Source organism: Paraburkholderia acidisoli (assembly GCF_009789675.1).
Taxonomy (GTDB): Bacteria; Pseudomonadota; Gammaproteobacteria; order Burkholderiales; family Burkholderiaceae; genus Paraburkholderia; species Paraburkholderia acidisoli.
In genome coordinates, this window is sequence record NZ_CP046913.1 from 3,017,115 (window position 1) to 3,037,540 (window position 20,426).

17 protein-coding genes, 1 pseudogene and 1 riboswitch are annotated in these 20,426 nt (G+C 69.0%); of the genes and pseudogenes, 8 read left to right on the forward strand and 10 right to left on the reverse strand.

What is annotated here, in order from left to right; all coding sequences use genetic code 11:
• Window positions 1-24 precede the first annotated feature (24 nt).
• A riboswitch (S-adenosyl-L-homocysteine riboswitch) is annotated at window positions 25-162 on the reverse strand.
• A 111-nt stretch (window positions 163-273) separates the two neighbouring features.
• The 3 genes from FAZ98_RS13385 to FAZ98_RS13395 all read right to left on the reverse strand — a co-directional run bounded on the left by FAZ98_RS13385 (window position 274) and on the right by FAZ98_RS13395 (window position 2,515).
• Entirely contained in the window at window positions 274-1,044 is a 771-nt protein-coding gene (locus FAZ98_RS13385) for a glycosyltransferase family 2 protein (protein WP_158951643.1), read from the reverse strand.
• Window positions 1,045-1,237: 193 nt separating this feature from the next.
• Window positions 1,238-1,960: an LrgB family protein gene (locus tag FAZ98_RS13390; protein WP_158951644.1), complete on the reverse strand. Its 723-nt coding sequence runs from the start codon at window positions 1,958-1,960 to the stop codon at window positions 1,238-1,240.
• Window positions 1,961-2,041: 81 nt separating this feature from the next.
• Window positions 2,042-2,515 (reverse strand): CidA/LrgA family protein, encoded by a 474-nt coding sequence (locus FAZ98_RS13395; protein WP_158951645.1) that lies wholly within the window; start codon window positions 2,513-2,515, stop codon window positions 2,042-2,044.
• Between the two features lie 158 nt (window positions 2,516-2,673).
• Here FAZ98_RS13395 and FAZ98_RS13400 point away from each other — a divergent pair, with 158 nt between their 5' ends.
• Window positions 2,674-3,624 (forward strand): LysR family transcriptional regulator, encoded by a 951-nt coding sequence (locus FAZ98_RS13400; RefSeq protein WP_158951646.1) that lies wholly within the window; start codon window positions 2,674-2,676, stop codon window positions 3,622-3,624.
• A gap of 63 nt (window positions 3,625-3,687) precedes the next feature.
• Here FAZ98_RS13400 and FAZ98_RS13405 read toward each other — a convergent pair whose 3' ends face one another.
• The gene (locus FAZ98_RS13405; RefSeq protein ID WP_158951647.1) at window positions 3,688-5,436 is read right to left on the reverse strand and encodes an OmpA family protein; all 1,749 of its coding nucleotides are present in this window, start codon (window positions 5,434-5,436) and stop codon (window positions 3,688-3,690) included.
• 214 nt (window positions 5,437-5,650) lie between these two features.
• Window positions 5,651-7,285 (reverse strand): GMC family oxidoreductase, encoded by a 1,635-nt coding sequence (locus FAZ98_RS13410; protein ID WP_158951648.1) that lies wholly within the window; start codon window positions 7,283-7,285, stop codon window positions 5,651-5,653.
• A gap of 389 nt (window positions 7,286-7,674) precedes the next feature.
• Between FAZ98_RS13410 and FAZ98_RS13415 the strand changes: the two genes are divergently transcribed.
• Window positions 7,675-9,417 (forward strand): isovaleryl-CoA dehydrogenase, encoded by a 1,743-nt coding sequence (locus FAZ98_RS13415; protein ID WP_158951649.1) that lies wholly within the window; start codon window positions 7,675-7,677, stop codon window positions 9,415-9,417.
• A 94-nt stretch (window positions 9,418-9,511) separates the two neighbouring features.
• Entirely contained in the window at window positions 9,512-11,026 is a 1,515-nt protein-coding gene (locus FAZ98_RS13420) for a coniferyl aldehyde dehydrogenase (RefSeq protein ID WP_158951650.1), read from the forward strand.
• A 4-nt stretch (window positions 11,027-11,030) separates the two neighbouring features.
• Here the strand turns inward: FAZ98_RS13420 and FAZ98_RS13425 are convergent, their stop codons facing one another.
• From FAZ98_RS13425 to fliE, 5 genes are all read right to left on the reverse strand, one after another.
• Window positions 11,031-11,429, reverse strand: a complete 399-nt coding sequence (locus FAZ98_RS13425; protein WP_158951651.1) for an EscU/YscU/HrcU family type III secretion system export apparatus switch protein — start codon at window positions 11,427-11,429, stop codon at window positions 11,031-11,033.
• Entirely contained in the window at window positions 11,426-12,931 is a 1,506-nt protein-coding gene (fliK, locus tag FAZ98_RS13430; protein ID WP_158951652.1) for a flagellar hook-length control protein FliK, read from the reverse strand. The genes FAZ98_RS13425 and fliK overlap by 4 nt, the downstream gene beginning before the upstream one ends.
• Window positions 12,932-13,252: 321 nt before the next feature.
• Window positions 13,253-13,585: a flagellar protein FliT gene (locus tag FAZ98_RS13435; protein ID WP_158951653.1), complete on the reverse strand. Its 333-nt coding sequence runs from the start codon at window positions 13,583-13,585 to the stop codon at window positions 13,253-13,255.
• Window positions 13,582-14,028 carry a flagellar export chaperone FliS gene (gene fliS, locus FAZ98_RS13440; protein WP_158951654.1) on the reverse strand — a complete coding sequence of 149 codons (447 nt, stop codon included), beginning with the start codon at window positions 14,026-14,028 and terminating at the stop codon, window positions 13,582-13,584. Before fliS ends, FAZ98_RS13435 begins: the two co-directional genes overlap by 4 nt.
• Before the next feature lie 142 nt (window positions 14,029-14,170).
• The gene (gene fliE / locus FAZ98_RS13445; protein ID WP_158951655.1) at window positions 14,171-14,506 is read right to left on the reverse strand and encodes a flagellar hook-basal body complex protein FliE; all 336 of its coding nucleotides are present in this window, start codon (window positions 14,504-14,506) and stop codon (window positions 14,171-14,173) included.
• A gap of 277 nt (window positions 14,507-14,783) precedes the next feature.
• Between fliE and fliF the strand changes: the two are divergent.
• From fliF to fliJ, 5 genes and pseudogenes are all read left to right on the forward strand, one after another.
• Window positions 14,784-16,579 (forward strand): annotated as a pseudogene (gene fliF / locus FAZ98_RS13450) (flagellar basal-body MS-ring/collar protein FliF).
• Complete coding sequence (fliG, locus tag FAZ98_RS13455) at window positions 16,569-17,564, forward strand: flagellar motor switch protein FliG (RefSeq protein WP_158951656.1); 996 nt, start codon at window positions 16,569-16,571, stop codon at window positions 17,562-17,564. The pseudogene fliF and the gene fliG overlap by 11 nt, the downstream one beginning before the upstream one ends.
• Window positions 17,551-18,231 carry a flagellar assembly protein FliH gene (gene fliH / locus FAZ98_RS13460; protein WP_407672011.1) on the forward strand — a complete coding sequence of 227 codons (681 nt, stop codon included), beginning with the start codon at window positions 17,551-17,553 and terminating at the stop codon, window positions 18,229-18,231. Before fliG ends, fliH begins: the two co-directional genes overlap by 14 nt.
• A complete protein-coding gene (gene fliI / locus FAZ98_RS13465) occupies window positions 18,225-19,973 on the forward strand; it encodes a flagellar protein export ATPase FliI (protein WP_158951658.1) in 1,749 nt (582 codons plus the stop codon). Before fliH ends, fliI begins: the two co-directional genes overlap by 7 nt.
• Window positions 19,970-20,425, forward strand: a complete 456-nt coding sequence (fliJ, locus tag FAZ98_RS13470; protein ID WP_158951659.1) for a flagellar export protein FliJ — start codon at window positions 19,970-19,972, stop codon at window positions 20,423-20,425. Before fliI ends, fliJ begins: the two co-directional genes overlap by 4 nt.
• Window position 20,426 lies beyond the last annotated feature (1 nt).

Here is a 20,426-nt window from a genome sequence, read left to right on the forward strand (position 1 = left end):
CTTTCTAAAAGTGACTAGAAATTAAAGACGTGAGCGCCGTTTTTTCGATGCGGCCGCGCGGTGCAAACTGCCAGACACGCGCGAGGGCCGGATTGAGCGCCTTCGAGCCTGGCGGAACCTGCGGTGCTACACCGCGACTCCGTCGCAACGCTCCTCGAAGACGAAGCGCGATTGTAGCAAATCGAGACAGCGGGTTGGATGACGGCGGCGCGAGTCACCGCATCGCGCGGCGGCCGCGTGCCGAGGGAGCGAAGCGAAGAAAAGCGAAGCGCCTCAGCTCGCCGACGTCGACACGCCGAGGGCGCGCAGTTCGTGGATGCGTTCGCGCGCCGCGTCGAGATACGCGCGCGAGTGCCGCACGACTTCGGCGGCATGCTCGGGGTCGGGGGTGTCGAGCCGCATCTGCGCGCGGAAGAAGCGCTCGGCCGGCGCGCCCGCGCGGTAGTGATGGCGCACGCGCTTCGCGTTGTCGAGCCGGCGCTGACCGAAGATCTGGCTCAGCGCCCACGAGAGCGCGCCGTCGTCGCCGCCGTGACGGCGGAAGAATTCGCCCACGGGAAAGCCGCCGAGCGCGAGGTACGCGCTGCGCCGCATCACGAGACTGCTCGCCACGGTATTGCTGAGCGTGGCGCCGAACTCCGCGAAACGCCCGTGGGTGGCGATCACCTTCGGGAAGTCCACGAAGTCGACGTCGAGGCGCACGGCGGCTTCGTGGGGGAATTGCTGCAAATACGCGACAGCGGCCGCGAGCGCGCCGGGCAGATATTCGTCGGTGGCGTCGAGAAAGGCGAGGAACGGGGTTTCGGCGGCGAGCGCGCCCCAGTTGCGCGCGCGGGCGAGGCCGCCCTGTCCCGGCATCTGCGCGAGTTTCACGCGCGGCTCGCGCATGGCGTGCGCGCGCGCGAAGCTCGCGGTGGCGTCGGTGGAGCCGTCGTCGACGACGAGAATCTGCCGCGCTGGCTGCTGCGCGATGCAGCTGTCGAGCGCGCGGGCGAGCGTGGCCGCGCCGTTGTGGCACGGAACGATGATGGTGATCGGTTGCATGGTGCGGATTCGCGGCGCACGCCGCAGTTTGACGATGCGGCGAATCCTGACACGGTCCGAAAAAGGCCTGTCTCGATAAAGTGGCGATCGCCTCGGCCCACACGGTCGCCGATATCTTCCGACACGTCGATCCGTCGACGATGTCAGCGCCAACGGCGATCACCGGCGCGCCGATACCCGTCCGCCGCCGGACTCAGACCGGCAGAAAACCCAGCGCCGGTGCGATCAGCACCATCACCACGCCCGCGATCATCATCGTGAGGCTCGCGACCACGCCTTCCTCGCAGCCCAGTTCGCGCGCCTTCGCGGTGCCCACGCCATGCGCCGCCGCGCCGAACAGCGCGCCGCGCGCGAGCCGCGTGCGCAGCGGCACGAGGCCGAGCACGAGTTCGCCGAACAGCATGCCGCACAGGCCCGTGGCGATCACGAACAGCGCGGTGAGATCCTTGGGGGCGTGAATCTTGTCGGAGACGGCAAGCGCGAACGGCGTGGAGATCGAGCGCGTCATGAGGCTGCGCTGCAATTCCGGCGAGAGATGCAGCAGCTTCGCGAGCGCGAGCGAACCGCTCACCGCCACCACGATGCCGACCGTCACGCCCACGGTGAGCGAGATCCAGTGGCGCTTGATGAGTTCGCGGTATTCGTAGATCGGCACCGCGAACGCGACCGTGGCCGGGCCGAGCAGCCACATCAGCCAGCGCGTGTCCTGAAAGTAGACGGGGTACGGAATGTGCAGCAAGAGCACGATCGCGCCGAGCACCACGGGCACCGCGAGCAGCGGCGTGAGCCACGGCGAGCGCACGCGTGCGTAGAGCGCCTTCGAGCCGAAATAGAGCGCGACGGTCAGGACGAAGCAGCCCGCGGCGATGAGCCGCGCGGCGTCGTCGGCGAACAGGGACGCGTAGAACGTGCTCATGACGGTTTCGAGCCCGAGGCGCGGCGCAACAGCGTGAACAACAGGGCGACCAGCATGGCAGGCTCCTTTTCCGGGCGGGCGTCAGGCGTGGGCCAGATGGCGTTCGCGGCGCACGCGGCGCAGCGCGAGACGGCGTTCGAGGCGCGCGGCCTGCTCGACGGCGAAAGCCACGGCCACCATCACCATCAGCGTGCCCGCCACGACGACGAGCGCGAGGCGCCAGCCGTCGGCGCGAAACAGGCCGCCGTACTGCACGGCCGCGACGGCGGCCGGGATGAAGAACAGCAGCATGTCGGAGAGCAGCCAGTCGGCGCCCGCCTTCACCCAGCGCGGCGTGACGCCGCCGCAGAACAGCAGCGCGAGCAACAGCACGAGGCCCACCACGCCGCCCGGCACGGGCAGGTGCGCGGCGCGCGCGAGCTGGTCGGCCACGAACCACACGCCCGCCAGCAGCGCCGACTGCGCCACCACATTGCCGGCGCGGCGCGCAATCTGGCCGAGGCTGGCCGTGGCGGCGCGGGCGGTCGTGTTCGCGGTGGCGGTCGTGGTGGTCATGGCAAACCCTAAGTGACTTTCGAATGGAAGTCAGTATAGGTTGCGACGCAACATAAATATAATGACTTAGAATCATCATTTGCATTCCACTTTGGAATGCTGTGCCGGATGCACCAAACCGGCGATCTTTCTGCACGCTTTCTGGAGAGAGCCAGCCCATGGAACTGCGCGCGCTTCGCTATTTCATCGAAGTCGTGCGGCAGCAGAGCTTCACCGCCGCCGCCGAACAACTGCACGTCACGCAGCCCACCATTAGCAAGATGGTGAAGGCGCTCGAGGACGAAACCGGCATGCCGCTGCTGCTGCGCGATGCTCGCCAGATGGTGCTCACCGACGCCGGCCGCATTGTTTATCAGCGCGGCCAGGACGTGCTCGCCGCGCAGGCGCAGCTCGAAGCCGAACTCGCCGATCTCGGCACGCTCGGGCGCGGCGAACTCACCATCGGTATTCCGCCGATGGGCGGCTCGCTCTTCACGCCCGCCATCGCCGCGTTCCGGCAGCGCTACCCGCGCATCGAACTCAAGCTGTTCGAGCAGGGCTCGCGCGCGATCGAGGCGGCGCTGATCGCGGGCGAGCTCGAACTGGGCGGCGTGCTGCTGCCCGTCGACCCCGCGCAGATCGACGTCCTGCCGATCTCGCACGAAGTGCTCTGGCTGGTCGCGCGGCGCGGCTCGCGCTGGGACGGCAAGCTCGCGGTGCCGCTCAAGGAACTCGCGGGCGAGCCGTTCGTGTTCTACGGCGAAAGCCTCGCGCTCAACGACGTCGTGCTCAACGCGTGCCGCCTTGCCGGTTTCGTGCCGCAGGTGGTGGGCCGCAGCGGCCACTGGGATCTGATGGCCGCGCTCGTGCTCGCGGGCGTGGGCATCGCGCTGCTGCCCGCGCCCTACGTGCGCCGCCTCGACGCCGAGCGCTTCACCTGCCTGCCCGTGGCCGAGCCGCAGATCACGTGGGACATGGCGATTGGCTGGAAGCACAACGGCTATCTCTCGCACGCGGCGCGCGCGTGGCTCGAAGTGGCGCGCGCGGAGTACGGCAAGCCGTTCACGTTCCTCGACGACTTCGTGTGCCCGCCGGGCCTGGAAAAGCGCGCGGGCAACGCCTCGTTCTGAAATGCAAAAACCGCCCGGCGCGAACCGGGCGGTTTTCTCTTCCTGCACGCGAAAGCGTGGCGCTTACTTCGCCACGAACGCAATACGGCGATTGTGGAAGCGGCCGCTTTCCGTCGCGTTGCTGTCGACGGGGTTCGCTTCGCCGTAGCCTCGCGCGGCGAGCGTCGCGACCGGCGCGCCCCACGTCACGAGATAGGTGCGCACGGCTTGCGCACGCGTCTTCGAAAGCGCGAGATTGACCGCCTTGTCGCCCACATTGTCCGAATAGCCCGCCACTTCGAGCTTCACCGCGTGGCCGCGCTGCGCGCACTGCTTGAGCAGCTTCGCCGATTGTTGCAGGTCTTCGGCGGCCGAGGCCGGCACGACCGAGCTGCCCGTCGTGAAGTTGACCACTTGCAGGTTGAGCGTTTTCGCGACGTCCGCGGGCGCGCACGAGCCGCTGGCGCCGAACAGGTCCTTCACGGCGTCGCGGAACGACTGCGTCGCGCTCGCCACCGCTTGCTGCACGTTGAACGCGCCGACCTCGAAGCCCGCGCCGAACAGCGCCTTGAGCTTGTCGAGCCAGCCCGCCTTCGCGTCGGCGGCCGTGCCGCTCAGCTCGACGTGCGTGCCGTCGATCTTCACTTCCGCGCCGGGCAGCGCCATCAGCGGCAACAGGCCGTCGAGGCGGTCGAGCCACGGCGCGGGCTTCGTCGCCGGGTCGACGTTCACGTTGGCAACGAACTTGCCCGCGCCGAAACGCTGCGTGAGCGCGTCGACGAGGCGAGCCTTTTCGGCTTCGCTGCCGAGCGTCGCGGTCACGGTGGGCACGCCCGCCTGGTCGACGGTGAACGCCAGATGCGCATCCGCCGTGGGCGCCGGCGCGGCCGCAGCGCTGGCCGCCGCGTCGCTGGCGTCCGAAGCCGCCACGGCGATCGCGCCCGCGGCAACGGTTGCCGAGGCGGCGTCCGAAGCCGCCGAAGCCGGCACCGCCGCCGACGCGACATCCGCTGCGGAAGCCGACGAAGCCGACGAAGCACCCGCCTCCGTTTTGGCGCTATCGCGGCTCTGGCAAGCGCGCAGCGCGAAAATCGCGATGATCAGCGCCAGCGCGGCGAGCAACCACCAGAGCCAGTGATGGCCGCGTTTTTCGGGGGCGATGGGCGGCGTGGAGTCGCCCACGGTCTGCGGCGGCATGGCGGGAGCGACGGGACGCACCGCCGGCTGCGGATGATCGAGATGCGCCGAGACGTCCTTCAGACGGCGCAGGATCGAGGTCGCGAACGCGGCCGCGCTGCCGAGCCCGACGGCGCTCGCGAGACGATCGCTCAAGCTCGCGTTCACCGAAGGCAGTTGATGGCCGAGCAGGCTCGGCAGTTGTCCGACAAAGCCCTGGGAAGCCGTGAAGTGCTGCTTCAGAATCCCCATGATGACAGCGCCGACTACGCCCGTCAGCGCGTAGGACGTCGATTGCGGCGCGCCCGTTTGGGCGGCCACGGCGTCGGTGAGCGCGCCCACGTTCGCGCCGGTTGCCTTGTGGATCAGGTCGCGGCCCGTGGCTTCGAGCTGCGCGAGCGCCGCTGTGTGCGTGAGCAGGTCGGGCAGTTGCCGGCCGATCAGCGCGTTGACGTCCGGCGACATGATGGTCGAGAACAGGCTGCGCGCGCCTTCGGGCGTGCTGCCGCGATGCATGAGCGCCGCGACGATGGCCGGCGCGGCCGCGCCCGCGATGCGGCGCGTGAGATCGGGCGGCAGGCCGAAGCGCGCGCCCAGCGTTCTGACGACGTCGTCGCCCAGAACCGTTTCGAGTAGTTGAAAGACGTTGATGCTCATCGAGGCGGACCCTCCTGTTGGCGGACGCGCCACCTGACACGCCCAAAATGCGAGCGCGATTATAGGGAGTCCGAAATCTCGAAATTACGGGTGGATCATGGGCCGAACACTCTTTAACGAAAACATCGCCGATATTGGGTTTTTCGCGGGATTCTGTGGGTTTTTCGCACACGCGTGGCTGGCGCGCGCGTGTGCGAATGATTGAACCGATGCGTCAGGCAATCACGCGTTGCGCGCCGGAATCGACATCGCGTCCGGCGCGCGCCTGCAACAGCCAGTCGGCCGCGCGCTCGCCGATCATCACCGTGGGCGCGTTCGTGTTGCCGCCGATCAGCGTCGGCATGACGGACGCGTCGGCGATGCGCAGATGCGTGACGCCGCGCACGCGCAACTGCGGGTCGACGACCGAGCGCGCGTCGCCGCCCATGCGGCAGGTCGCGACCGGGTGATAGATCGTGTCGGCGTGCGCGGCAATGGTCGCGCGCAATTCGGCGTCGGTTTGCGCCGCGTGCGTGTACAGCTCGCGGCCGTTCATCGCCTTGAGCGCGGGCGCGTCGAGAATGCGCCGCGCGAGGCGCGCGCCCTCGACGAGCAGATCGAGATCGCGCGCGTCGGCGAGAAATTGCGGATCGATCAGGGGCGCGGCGCGCGCGTCGGCGCTCGCGAGCGTGACCGTGCCGCGGCTCGCGGGGCGCAGCACGCACACATGCAGCGAATAACCGTGGCCCCAGTGCAGGCGGCGGCTGTGATCGTCGACGAGCGCCGTGCAAAAGTGCAGCTGCAGATCGGGCCGGTCCAGTTCCGCGCGGCTTTTGAGAAAACCGCCCGCCTCGGCCACATTGGTGGTCAGCATGCCGCGCCGCTTTTGCAGATAGTGCGCGAGCCCCGCCGCCATGCGCGCGCCGCCGCGCAGCGAATAGCCCACGGTCTCGCTGGAATGCACACGCGTGTTGAACGTGAAGTCGATATGGTCGACGAGGTTGCGGCCCACTTCGGGCGCGTCGTGGCGCACGGCAATGCCTTGCGCGCGCAGAGGCTCCGCCGGGCCGATGCCCGAGCACATCAGCAATTGCGGCGTGTTGAACGCGCCCGCCGCGAGGATCACCTCGGCGCGCGCGTGCAGCGTTTCGGTTTTGCCGCCGCGCGCGATCTCGACGCCGGTCGCGCGCGCGCCGTCGAACACCACGCGCAGCACGGCGGCGTCGGCGAGCAGATGCAGGTTCGGGCGCGCGGCGTCGTAGACATAGCCGCGCGCGACCGTGCAGCGTTCGCCGTCGCGCTGCGTGACCTGGTAGAAGCCCACGCCCTCCTGGCGCTCGCCGTTGAAGTCGTCGTTGGCGCGGAAGCCCGCCTCGCGCGCCGCCGCGACGAAGCGCTCCGCCACCGGATTACGCTCGCGCAGGTCGCTCACCGCGAGCGGGCCGCCTGCGCCGTGCCAGGCGCTCGCGCCGCGCGCGTTGTCTTCGGCGCGCAGGAAGTACGGCAGCACGTCGCGCCAGGCCCAGCCGGTGCAGCCGAGCGCGGCCCATTCGTCGTAGTCGAGCGGATGGCCGCGCGTGTAGATCATCGCGTTGATGGCGCTGGAGCCGCCGAAACCGCGCCCGCGCGGCTGGTAGCCGCGCCGCCCGTTCAGGCCGGGTTGCGGCACGGTGTCGTACGCGTAGTTGCGTTTCGAGCGGAACGGCACGAGCGCCGCCACGCCGAGCGGCATATTGACGAACAGATTGCGCGCCGTGTGCGGCCCGGCCTCGACCAGCGCGATGGCCGCCTCGGGGCAACGTCGCGCGAGCCGGCCCGCGAGCGACGCGCCGCCGGAGCCCGCACCTACGATGATGTAGTCGTATGGCATGTCTCGCTCCCTCTCTCTCTTTTTTGCCCCGACTGGCGCCGTGTCTTGACGAATCCGGCCGCCAAGCTCAATCTGTACGCCCGTTCGTTTTTCGATTTTTATCGCGCATTGTAGGAAGCGTCCGACTTCGCGGTCAGCATTTATGTCAGAGCATCCCCTCTAAACCTGACAGTGAATCGCCGCCTATCATGAAAGACTGTTCAGCCGACAGCGCTGATATCTCAATCGATTCCAGCCGGCAGCACAGGGAGCGCTGGAGCGCACATCGTCACGGCGAACGTCTCCAGCGAGGCGCTCGCCCGAGGCCGCTCGCGGCCGTTCGCGCTCGCCTCCTCGTTGCGCCGGCCCTGCACGAGTCGCGATAACGCCTGCGGGCGAGAGACAAGCCGATGACCGATCCAGCGAACCCCGCCCCGAACGCGTTATGTGCCGGCACGACGCACGACGTCACGAACCAGGCGCCGCCGCTCGAGAACTACAACCTGTTCACCGTCGACGTCGCGCTCGGCGAGGCACTCGTGCGCGCCAACGCGGGCTGGCACCGCGACACGCTCGTGCGCCACGGCGCGAAGCTCGGCGAGGCCGCCACGCTCGCGCTCGCCGACCTCGCCAATCGCCACGAACCCGAACTGCACACGCACAGCCCGCGCGGCGAGCGCATCGACGCCATCGAATTTCATCCCGCGTGGCACCGCCTGCTCGCGCTGCTGCGCGAGGAAGGCCTGCACGCGCTGCCGTTCGCCGAGCCGCGCCCGGGCGCGATGGCCGCGCGCTGCGCGGGCTACTTTCTGCATGCGCAGCTCGAATCGGGTTCGCTGTGTCCGCTGACGATGACGTTCGCGAGCATTCCCGTGCTGATGCGCGAGCCCGCCCTCTTCGAAACGCTGCGCGCCCCGCTCTTCACGCGCGAACACGACGCGCGCGACGTGCCGCTCGCGCAGAAGCGCTCGATCATGATCGGCATGGGCATGACCGAGAAGCAAGGCGGCTCCGACGTGCGCAGCAACCGCACCGAGGCGCGGCCCGCGCTCGCGCAGACGGGGCGCGGCGCGCCGTACCTGCTCACCGGCCACAAGTGGTTCTTTTCGGCGCCGCAGTGCGATGCGCATCTCGTGCTCGCGCGCACGACCGGTCACGACGCGTTGTCGTGCTTTTTCGTGCCGCGCTTTCGCCCCGACGGCACGAAGAACGCCGTCAACGTGCAGCGCCTGAAGAACAAGCTCGGCAACCGCTCGAACGCGAGCAGCGAAGTCGAATTCTTCGACGCCTGGGGCGTGATGATCGGCGACGAAGGCCGTGGCGTGCCCACCATCATCGAAATGGCGAACTTCACGCGGCTCGACTGCGTGATCGGCAGCGCGGCGCTCATGCGCGCGGCGCTCGTGCAGGCGATTCACCATGCGCGCCATCGCAGCGCGTTCGGCCGCGCGCTCGCCGACCAGCCGCTCATGCAGAACGTGCTCGCCGACCTCGCGCTCGAATCCGAAGCCGCGACCGTGCTGTTCATGCGCCTCGCGCGCGCGTTCGAAGAGAGTCAGGGCGATGGCGTGCGTGATGGCAACGGCGATGCCGATACGGCGCTCGAGGCGCGCGCGTGGCGGCGCATCGTCACGCCGGCGGCGAAGTTCTGGGTCTGCAAGCGCGCGCTCGCGTTCACGGGCGAGGCGATGGAAGTCTGGGGCGGCAACGGTTATGTCGAAGAAGGGCCGATGGCGCGCTTTTACCGCGAGGCGCCCGTCAACTCGATCTGGGAAGGCTCGGGCAACGTGATGTGTCTCGACGTGCTGCGCGCGCTCGAACGCGAGGCCGACGCCGCGCAGGCGCTGTTTCTCGCATGGCGGCGCGCGGCGCAAGGCGACGCGGTGCTGAGCGCGGCGCTCGACCGGCTCGCGGCGCTGCTCAACGGCGCGCCGGGCACGCGCGAGGCGAGCGCGCGGCGCGCCGCGCAGCAGCTCGTGCTGATCGCGCAGGCCGTGCTACTGCGCGAGGGCGACGGCCCGCGTGAGTCTGCCGACGCTTTCATCGCCACGCGTCTCGGCGAACACGACGCCGACTGCGACCGCGTGTTCGGCACGCTGCCCGCGCGCTTCGACCACGCGGCGATCGTCGAGCGCGCGTTGCCGTCGCACTGAGCCTGCGCCTGCGCCGGGGCCGCGAGGCATCCGCGCGAACCCGAAAGCGAAAAGAAGTCGACAAGGACGAGACAAGGACAAAGAGGACCGACGCATGAAGCACGATCTGCCCGACTCGCTGGCCCGCAACGCCGATGATCCCAACGCCGGTAGCCCGTACGCCGGGAGCCCGACTGCCGGTGGCCCGCACGCCGGTAGCCCGCACGCCGGTGGCCCGCACTCCGACCTCCACGCGCTGCTCGCGTTGCAGCGCGAGGCGTATCGGCGCGAGCCTTATCCCGCGTGGGAGGCGCGCGCGCGCAACCTGAAAGCGCTGCGCGACGTGCTGTTCGCGCACCGCGACGCCTTCGCCGAAGCCATGAACGCCGACTTCGGCCAGCGCGCCCAGGGCGAAGTCGCGCTCGCGGAATTCGTCGCGCTGAAGCAGGAGATCGATCACGCGCTCAAGCACGGCGCGCGCTGGATGAAGCCGCAGCGGCGCGCCGTCGGCAAATGGCTGCTGCCGGGCCGCGCGCAGGTCGTGCCGCAGCCGCTCGGCGTGGCGGGCATCGTCGTGCCGTGGAACTATCCGCTGCTGCTCGCGGCCGGGCCGCTCGTGTGCGCGCTCGCGGCGGGCAATCGCGCGATGGTCAAGATGTCGGAACTGACGCCGCGCACCTCGGCGCTGTTCGAGGCGCTGATCGGCCAGACTTTCGCGCGCGACCACGTGGCGGTCGTGAACGGCGACGCCTCGGTGGGCGCCGCGTTCAGCGCGCTGCCCTTCGACCACTTGCTGTTCACGGGCTCGACGCGCGTGGGCCACGAAGTCATGCGCGCGGCCGCCGCGAATCTCACGCCGGTCACGCTGGAGCTGGGCGGCAAGTCGCCCGCGCTGATCGGCGAGCACGCGCGCTTCGACTACGCCGTGGATAGTCTGCTGCTCGGCAAGACGCTCAACGCGGGCCAGACCTGCATCGCGCCCGACTACGTGCTCGTGCCGCGCGGCCGGGAAGCGGCATTCATCGAGCGCGCGCGCACGCGGTTCGCGCAGTTGTATCCCGACTTCGAACGCAACCGCGACTACACCTCCATCATCTCGGCGCGCCACTTCGAGCGCCTGCAACGGCTCGCCGACGAAGCGCAGGCGCACGGCGCGCAACTGCACGCGCTCGGCACGCACGACGCCGCGACGCGCCGCTTCGCGCCCGTGATCGTGACGAACGCGAGCGAGAACAGCGCGCTGATGCAGGAGGAAATTTTCGGGCCGCTCTGGCCGGTCGTGCCCTACGACACGCTCGACGACGCGCTGCGCTACGTGAACACGCGCGCTCGCCCGCTCGCCCTCTATCTCTATGCCGACGACGCGCGCACCGTCGAGCGCGTGACGCGCGAAACGGTGGCGGGCGGGATGTCGGTGAACGAGACGCTCATGCATATCGTCGCCGAGGGGCTGCCGTTCGGCGGCGTGGGCGCGAGCGGCATGGGCGCGTACCACGGCTACGACGGCTTCTGCACGTTTTCGAAGCTCAAGCCCGTCTTCACGCAGTCGCGCGTGAACGGACGCAAGCTCATCGCGCCGCCTTACGGGCGCTGGTTCGAGCTGGTGATCAAGCTGATGTTGAAGCTGTGAGACGCTATTTCTTCGTCGCGCCCGGCAGCGCCGGACGCGCGAAGCGCAATTCGCGGATGTCGCGCGGATAGCTGCCCGCGACCTTCGCGCCGGCATGGGGCGCGGCGGCCTTGGCGGCATCGGCGGCTTTCTTGTCGTCGAGCGCTTCGAGGCGATGCAGCCAGGCGAGCAGTTCCGCCACGGCCTGGTACAGCTCGGGCGGGATCTTCGCGTCGAGATCGAGGCGCATCAGCAGCGAGACCATTTCCGGCGCCTCGTGCACATAAAGGCCCGCTTCCTTCGCGCGCTGCACGATCATGTCCGCGACGAGGCCATAACCTTTCGCGACCACGCGCGGCGCGGCGTCGCCGCCGGGCGCGTCATAGGCGAGCGCCGCGGCGCTCCTGCGGTTCGGGGGACTCATCCGCGCTCCCAGTCGTCGGTGGCGGCGGCCGTGGCTTCGGCGGAAGACGCTTCGGCCGATGTCGCCGTTTGTGTGGCTGTCGGTGTGGCTGCGTGCGTCGCCGTTTGTGCCGCCGTTTGTGCCGCATAGGCGCTGGTCGCGCTCGCGGCTTTGGCGGCGTCGGCGGCATTGAGCGGGTCGGCGGCGCTGCCCACTTCGCGGATCGAAAAGCCCGCGAGCGTCAGGCCGAGCGCTTCGAGCCGCCCGCGCAGCGCTTCGCTGTGTTCGTTGAGGCGCGCGGCGCGGCCTTCGCTCGCCTGCACGCGCACGGCGAGCGTCGAGCCCGTGAGCGTCAGTTCGGCGTCGACGGTGCCGAGCTTCGGCAGCGCGAGCGTGAGGCGCGTGCGCCACGGCGTCGGGTCGTCGCCGCCGGGGCGGCCGTCGCGCCCGTCGCGTCCTTCGTAGCGATCTTCCTGGATGCTCCAGTCGAGCCGCACGCCCGGCCACGCCTCGCCGTTCCAGCGGAATTCGCCGGTCGCGAGCATGTCGAGCTGCTGGCGCACGAGCGGCACGGTGGCCGCGTGCACCGCGGCGTTACCGGCCTGCGCGGCGCCGTCGTGCGCGGGCATCAGCGTGTCGGCGAGCAGCGAGGCGCGGCCCGGCGTGTCGCGCGAGCCCAGCAGCGGGTTGCCGTTCGCGTCGGTGCGCGCGTCGCCCGGCAGCGGCAGATTGCGCGCGGCGGCGTTGGCGTCGTTGCGGGAGGCGGCTTGCGCGTCGCTGTGCGCGCTCGAAAACGTGTCGATCCACTGCACGTCGTCGACATCGTCGGCGGACTGCGACCAGTCGAGCGGCAACTGCGTGTCGCCGGAGGCGAGGCGGTTCTGCGGCTCCTCGGCGAGCTGGGCGAGCGAGTACTGGCCGCGCAGCCATTGCGCGAGATGCGCTTCGTAGAACAGGCCGCTCGTGCTCACGGTCTGCGCGAGCGAGGCCGCGAGCGCCGCGACGGGGCCGGATTGCGCCTGCGCGGCGGCCGCGCCCTGGGCGTTCTGCGCGGTCTGGGTCGTTTGCGTGGGGTCGGCGGCGTCAGTTTGGGTAGCCGCGTTGGCGTCGCCGTCGAGCGCGGCGAGCAAGGCCGCCTGCGCCGCTTCGGCGGTCTGGGCAACTTCGGCCGCGAGCATGCCGGGCAGCGGCAGCGTGGCGGCGTCGGCCTGGGCGGCGTTGGGATCGGCGCTGGAATCCGGATTGGCCCACACGGGCGCGCGGCCCATCACGGCCGGAGTGGCCTCGCCGCCCGAGCGGATGATCGCGTCGAGCGCGAGCGCGACCGCCGAAAGCACGGTCTGCGCCGAGTCCTGCGGCGTGGCGCCGGCGTTCTGCTGGGTGTCGGCGAGCGCGGTCGCGCCCGTGGCCAGCGCGGAAACGCCGGACTGCGTCGTGCCGCCGGCCTCTTGCGGGCCGACCGGCGTGAGCGCCGCGATGCGGCTCGCGAGGAGCGATGCGGCTCCGGTATCGATTCCGTTCATGGGGTGTCCCGGATCGGCGCGCGGTGGGCCGCCGCCGGTTCGTCGTCTGTGCTGTCGCCTCGCCTGGCGCCTGGTGCGGCCGCTCACGGTATTCGCCGCAAGCACGCGGGACTCGCACGCGCCCGCCCTGGATCGGCAAAATTCGCGGGAAACTCGCGGCGAATGCCCCCGCGAAGTTGCCGGGAAGCGCCGCCGCGGAATGTCACGGCAAAAAACTCGCGCCAACCATCCGGGACCGAAAACCGGGTCAAACCGGGTCAAACCCAGCTCGAAGCCCGGATCAAACCCGGTTCGAAGCCGGCGCAAATCCGGCCCGAAGGCTCAGCGTGCCCCGTACATCTCCTGCAGCACCCGCGAGGGCTGCGTGGCGCCGTAGAAGAGCGCGGAAAGTCGCGCCATGCACGGATTCGCGAGATCGCGGATCGCGGCGTCGTCGGCGAGGATCTGGCGGATCAACTCGTATTTGCGCGCGCGCTCGGCGGTCGTGAGCCGCACGGCGGTCTCGAAACTCTTCAGGGCGTCGACCAGCAGGCGGTATTCCTCCTGCAGATCGATCAGAACATTCCAGTGCGAATCTTGCGCCGCGAGGAGCATTTGCCCCGAAACGGCCGCTATCGCTTCATAGCGGGCGAAGTAGTCTGCTTTTGAACTCATCTCGTCACCGAGCCGGCGGGCGCGGAGGCCCGTTCGGCCATCATCCGCGCCGCTTCCGGCGCTATCCCCAACCAGGCTTCCTCGAGCGTTGCCAGCAGTCCATCGACTTCGATCAGCATGGTCTCGCTCTGATTGATATTGGCTTCCAGCAGGCGCTTCGTCATGTAGCTGTACAGCGAATTCAGCCGTTTTGCGATTTCGCCGCCCGCTTCGACGTTCAACGCGAGCTGCAGCCCGCTTTCGACGATCCGGATCGCCTTGCCGACCGCTTCGCAGCGCGGGCCGACATTGCCCGCCTGCAAATGCATGCGCGCCTGTGCGATCGCCTGCCGCGCGCCCTGATACAGCAGCACGATCAGTTGATGCGGACTCGCGCCCATAATCCCGGTTTCGACGCCTACGCGTGCGTATGCGTTGGCTCCAAATTGGGCTTGGGAAAACATCGGCGCTCCTCCTCGATACGAATGGCTATGGATGCGAAACCGTGCGCCGTGCATCGGGCGCGGCATCATCCGGGTCTAGCCGGGTTATCGGAACGTTGTGGGAGAAGCTTTAGCGCGTTTGCGGACGAAGCGCTGCAAATCTTCAGACCTGAATCTGCATGATGTCCGTATAAGCCGCCACGAGCTTGTTGCGAACCTGCAGTCCGAACTGAAAGCCGATATTGGCTTTTTGCATGTCGACCATCACGTCGTTGAGCGACACGTTGCTCGCGCCGAGTTCGAACGCCTGGGATTCGCCGACTGCCTTCTGCTGGTCGTCGCTGATCTTGTCGAGCGACGACTTCAACGCCGCCGCGAACCCGCCCGCCGTCGCCGCGCCCGACTTTTCGTCGGCTGCGGTGGGGCTGCCGGCCGCCTGCGTCGCCATCGACTGGATCTGGGACAGGGCGGACGTGAGCGGAGATACTGGAACGGTCATGTTGGCTCCACGAAAAGGGGATGAATCAGGCCGTCGGCGCCCGCGCTGGTGCTGCGTGGCGGCGCCCGGCCAACCCGGGGTTGCCGCCGCTTGACGGCACAGCACCGAGTCTGGAGGAAAGCATAGCAGCGGCCCTGCGGCCGGAGCCCGCAAAGAAGGGGGGGAAAACCGCTCTATTCGCGCAATCGGGTTGCCAAGGCTCTCGGATAATCCATCTCGTGAAAGTCTCCCCGCCTGGCGCGGTGAGATCAGGAATGCCCCCGGAGATACCCGTCGCATGGATTCGTCTGCCAACTCTTTGATCAACCCCGACGCCCGCATGGGCCTCGCCACACCGGGCGCGCCCGGTGCGGGCGCTGGCGCCGGCCAGTCTGGCGCCGCGGAAGACCTCGGCGGCGGCTTCGCGCAGCGCCTCGGCTCGTTCTCGTCGCTGCGCGGCGTGCGCGGCAACCCGCGCGCGCCGCTCATCATCGCCGTCGCCGTGCTGATCGCCGTGGTCGCGGGCCTCGTCATGTGGTCGCGCGCGCCGGACTACAAGGTGCTCTACAGCAACCTCTCGGACCGCGACGGCGGCGCGATCATTACCGCGCTCCAGGCCGCAAACGTTCCCTACAAGCTCTCCGACGGCGGCGGCGCGATTCTCGTGCCGTCCGAGCAGGTCAACGAAATGCGCCTGCGCCTCGCCTCGCAAGGCCTGCCGAAGAGCGGTTCGGTCGGCTTCGAGCTGATGGACAACCAGAAGTTCGGCATCAGCCAGTTCGCCGAGCAGGTCAACTACCAGCGCGCGCTCGAAGGCGAGCTGGAGCAAACGATCCAGTCGATCGCGAGCGTGAAGTCGTCGCGCGTGCATCTGGCGATTCCGAAGCCCTCGGTGTTCGTGCGCGAGCGCGAGGCGCCCACGGCTTCGGTGCTCGTGAACCTGTATTCGGGCCGCGCGCTCGACGACGGCCAGGTGGCCGCGATCACGCACATGGTCGCCTCCGCCGTGCCGGATCTGCCCGTGCGCAACGTCACGGTGGTCGACCAGGACGGCAATCTGCTCACGCAGGGCGCGGCCGGCTCGGCGGGCCTCGACGCCTCGCAGCTCAAGTACGTGCATCAGGTCGAACACGACACCCAGGCGCGCATCGACGCGATCCTCGCGCCGCTGTTCGGCGCCGGCAACGCCCGCTCGCAGGTGAGCGCCGACCTCGACTTCTCGAAGCTCGAGCAGACCTCGGAAGCCTATGGCCCGAACGGCAACCCGCAGCAGGCCGCGATTCGCAGCCAGCAGCAGAACATCGCCACGGACTCGCAGCAGTCGAGCCAGGGCGGCGTGCCGGGCGCGCTCACGAACCAGCCGCCGCAGCCGGCCTCGGCGCCGGTGAGCGCCCCGGCGGGCGCGAGCGGCGCGTCGGCGACCACGCCGGTCTCGGATCACCGCGACACGACCACGAACTACGAACTGGACAAGACCGTCCGTCACTACCAGCAGGCGCCCGGCGACCTGAAGCGGCTCTCGGTGGCCGTGGTCGTGAACTATCAGCAGAAGGTGGACGCGAAGGGTCACGCCACAATGCAGCCGCTCGACGCGCAGAAGCTCGCGCAGGTCGAACAGCTCGTGAAGGACGCGATGGGTTACGACGCCAAGCGCGGCGACTCGGTGAACGTGGTGAACGCCGCGTTCCAGCAGGACGTCGATCCGAACGCGAACCTGCCGTGGTGGCGCACGCCCGACATGATCGCGCTCGCGAAACAGGCGGCGCAGTGGATCGGTATCGGCATCGTGGCGCTGGTTCTGTATTTCATGATGGTGCGGCCGGCCATGCGCCGCGCCTTCCCGCCGCTCCGGCCGCCGCCGCGCTGCCGGGCGCGGCGGGCGACGAACCACTGCTGCTGGACGGTTTGTCGAACGTCACCCGCATGGGCGGCGGTGCAGAGGGTGACGCGGCGCAAAGCGACGAAGCGCTGCTGGCCCTCGAAAACGAGAAGAGCAAGTTTGATCGCAACCTGGAGTTCGCGCGCACCATCGCGCGCCAGGATCCGAAGATCGTCGCAACCGTTGTGAAGAGCTGGGTGAACGATGAGCGCTGAAGGAGCAACCAAGAGCGCGCTGCTGCTCATGTCGATCGGCGAGGAAGAGGCCTCCGAGGTCTTCAAGTTCCTCGGGCCGCGCGAAGTGCAGAAAATTGGGGCCGCGATGGCGGCGCTCAAGAACGTCAAGCGCGAGGAAATCGACGAGGTGCTGCAGGAGTTCGTGAAGGAGTCCGAGCAGCACACGGCGTTCTCGCTCGACTCGAACGACTACATCCGCAACGTGCTGACGAAGGCGCTGGGCGAGGACAAGGCCGGCGTGATCATCGACCGCATTCTGCAAGGCGGCGACACGAGCGGCATCGAAGGCCTCAAGTGGATGGACTCGGGCTCGGTCGCGGAACTCATCAAGAACGAGCACCCGCAGATCATCGCGACGATCCTCGTGCATCTGGACCGCGATCAGGCTTCGGAAATCTCGTCGTGCTTCACGGAACGCCTGCGCAACGACGTGCTGCTGCGGATCGCGACGCTCGACGGCATTCAGCCGCAGGCGCTGCGCGAGCTCGACGAAGTGCTCGCGGGCCTGCTCTCGGGTAGCGACAACCTCAAGCGCAGCCCGATGGGCGGCATCCGCACGGCGGCCGAAATCCTCAACTTCATGACGAGCCAGCATGAAGAAGGCGTGATCGAGAACGTGCGCCAGTACGACGCCGAACTCGCGCAGAAGATCATCGACCAGATGTTCGTGTTCGAGAACCTGCTCGACCTCGAAGACCGCGCGATCCAGCTGCTGCTCAAGGAAGTGGAGTCGGAAGCGCTCATCATTTCGCTCAAGGGCGCGCCGCCCGCGCTGCGTACCAAGTTCCTCGCGAACATGTCGCAGCGCGCCGCCGAACTGCTCGCCGAAGACCTCGACGCGCGCGGTCCGGTGCGTGTCTCGGAAGTGGAACAGCAACAGCGCCGCATCCTCCAGATCGTGCGCAATCTCGCCGAAAGCGGTCAGATCGTGCTAGGCGGCAAGGCAGAAGATGCATATGTCTGAACACGACAGCAACGCGCTGCGTGCGGCCTACCAGCGCTGGGAGATGGCGTCGTTCGACCCGCCTCCCCCGCCGCCGCCGCCGCCCACGCCCGACGAGTCCGCCGCCTTCGAAACGCAGCTCCAGCAGCTGCGCGACGCCGCGCACCAGGAAGGCTTGCGCGCCGGCCACGTGGCCGGTCAGGCGCTCGGCTATCAGGCCGGTCACGATCAGGGCCGCCAGCAGGGCTTCGTGCAGGGTCTGAACGAAGCGCACGGTCAGGCGCGTTTGCTCGGCCAGCTCGCGAGCCGTTTCAGCGACGCGCTCGAAACGGCGCAGGCCGGCATTGCCGACCAGCTCGTGGAACTGGCGCTCGATATCGCCCAGCAGGTCGTGCGCCAGTACGTGCAGCACGATCCCACGGCGCTCGTGGCCGTGGTGCGTGAAGTGCTCGCGGGCGAGCCGCAGTTGATCGGTTCGCCGCAACTCGTGGTGAGCCCGGCCGACCTGCCCGTGGTCGAGGCGTACCTGATGGAAGAATTGAGCACGCGCGGCTGGACCGTGCGCGCCGACCCGCAGCTCGAACGCGGCGGCTGCCGCGCGCTCGCCGCGACGGGCGAAACGGATGCCAGCATCCGCACGCGCTGGGAGCGCGTGGCGGCCGCGCTCGGCAAGGCACGGCCATGGTAAGCCAGCACCACACCACCATTCACACGGGCGGCCTCACGCCGCTCGAGCAGGAACTCGCGCTCGCCTCGTTCGGGCACGATCCGGCCCATGCGGGCGCCGTGCTGGTTGGCGACGACGGCGTGCCGCATCATCCGCACGAAGCGCTCGCGCTGCCGCCCACGCACGACGCCGCCGCGCTGAGCGCGCCGCCCGCCGCGCTCGACCTGCCGCCCGCGCTGGACGCGCACGAAACGCCCGCCGCGCCCGCAGCCCCGGCCGAAACGCTGGCCAAAGCCCCGGCCGAAGCCGTGCCCGCCGCGCCCGCCGTGCAGGAAGAAGCGCCCGCGCCGTACACGCCGCCGGCCAATTACGACCCGAACAATCCGTACCTCGTCGCGTGGAACTCGCGTCTGCGCAAGGTGCTCGACGTGAGCGCGCGCGCGAAGCCGCTGCGCAGCTGCGGCCGCCTCACGCGCGCCGCGGGCCTCGTGCTCGAAGCGGTGGGCCTGCGCCTCGCCGTGGGCGCCGAAGTCATGATCGAGCTGCCGCCGGGCAGTTCGCTGCCGATGGCCGAAGCCGAAGTGGTCGGTTTCGCCGGCGACAAGCTGTTCCTGATGCCGACGACCGAAGTCTCGGGCCTGTTGCCCGGCGCGCGCGTCTGGCCGATCGAAGCCGCGCCCGTCGACAATCCGATGGCGGGCGCCAAGCGCCTGCCGGTGGGCTGGGGCATGCTCGGCCGCGTGGTGGACGCCTCGGGCAGGCCGCTCGACGGCTTGGGCCCGCTCAACAACGAAGCCGACGCGCCGCTCACCGCTCCCGTCATCAACCCGCTGAACCGCGAGCCGATCCACCAGGTGCTCGACGTGGGCGTGCGCGCGATCAACGCGCTGCTCACGGTCGGCCGCGGTCAGCGCATGGGCCTGTTCGCGGGTTCGGGCGTGGGTAAGTCCGTGCTGCTCGGCACGATGGCGCGCGCGACCAGCGCCGAAGTCATCGTGATCGGGCTGATCGGCGAACGCGGCCGCGAAGTGAAGGAATTCATCGAGCAGATCCTGGGGCAGGAAGGCCTCGCGCGCTCGGTGGTCGTGGCCGCGCCGGCCGACGTCTCGCCGCTCCTGCGCATGCAGGCCGCCGCCTACACGACCTCGCTCGCCGAATACTTCCGCGATCAGGGCAAGCACGTGCTGCTGCTGATGGATTCGCTCACGCGTTACGCCATGGCGCAGCGCGAGATCGCGCTCGCGATCGGCGAACCGCCCGCGACCAAGGGTTATCCGCCTTCGGTGTTCGCGAAGCTGCCCGCGCTCGTCGAGCGCACCGGCAACGGCCCGGAGGGCGGCGGTTCGATCACGGCGTTCTACACTGTATTGACGGAAGGCGACGATCAGCAGGACCCGATCGCCGACTCGGCGCGCGCGATTCTCGACGGCCATATCGTGCTGTCCCGCGCGCTCGCGGAAGCGGGGCACTATCCGGCCATCGACATCGAGGCCTCGATCAGCCGCGCGATGACGGCGCTGATCGACGATCAGCACCTCAACCGCACGCGGGCGTTCAAGCAGATGCTGTCGCGCTACCAGCGCAACCGCGATCTCATCAACGTGGGCGCGTACCAGAGCGGGCGCGACGCGCTGCTCGACCGCGCCATCGCGCTGTATCCGCGTATCGAAGCCTTCCTGCAACAAGGCTTTCGCGAATCCGCGACTTATGACTCGAGCGTCGAAGCGCTCGGCAATCTCATTGGCCAGGGAGCCAGAACATGACCCAGCATTCGGCGCTGCAAACCCTCATCGGTCTCGCCAAGGACGATGTCGACGCGGCCACGCAAAAGCTCGGCCGCGTGCAGCGCGAGCGCGGCGAAGTCGAAAAGCAGCTGCAGTCGCTCATCACCTACCGCGACGAGTACCACGCGCGCTTCACCGCCGCCGCGCGCTCGGGCATGGCCGCCGGCAACGTGCGCAACTTCCAGGCGTTCATCGACACGCTCGACGCGGCGATCGAACAGCAGCGCCGCATTCTGGAACAGGCCACCGAGCGCGTGGAAGCCGCCAAGCCCGAATGGCAGCGCACCAAGCAGAAGCTCGGCTCGTACGAAGTGCTGCAAAAGCGCCAGGAAGAAGCCGCGGCGCTCAAGCAGGCGCGCCGCGACCAGCGCGATTCCGACGAGTTCGCCGCGCGCGCGTTGCGCATGCGCTCGTCGCAGCAACATTCATAAA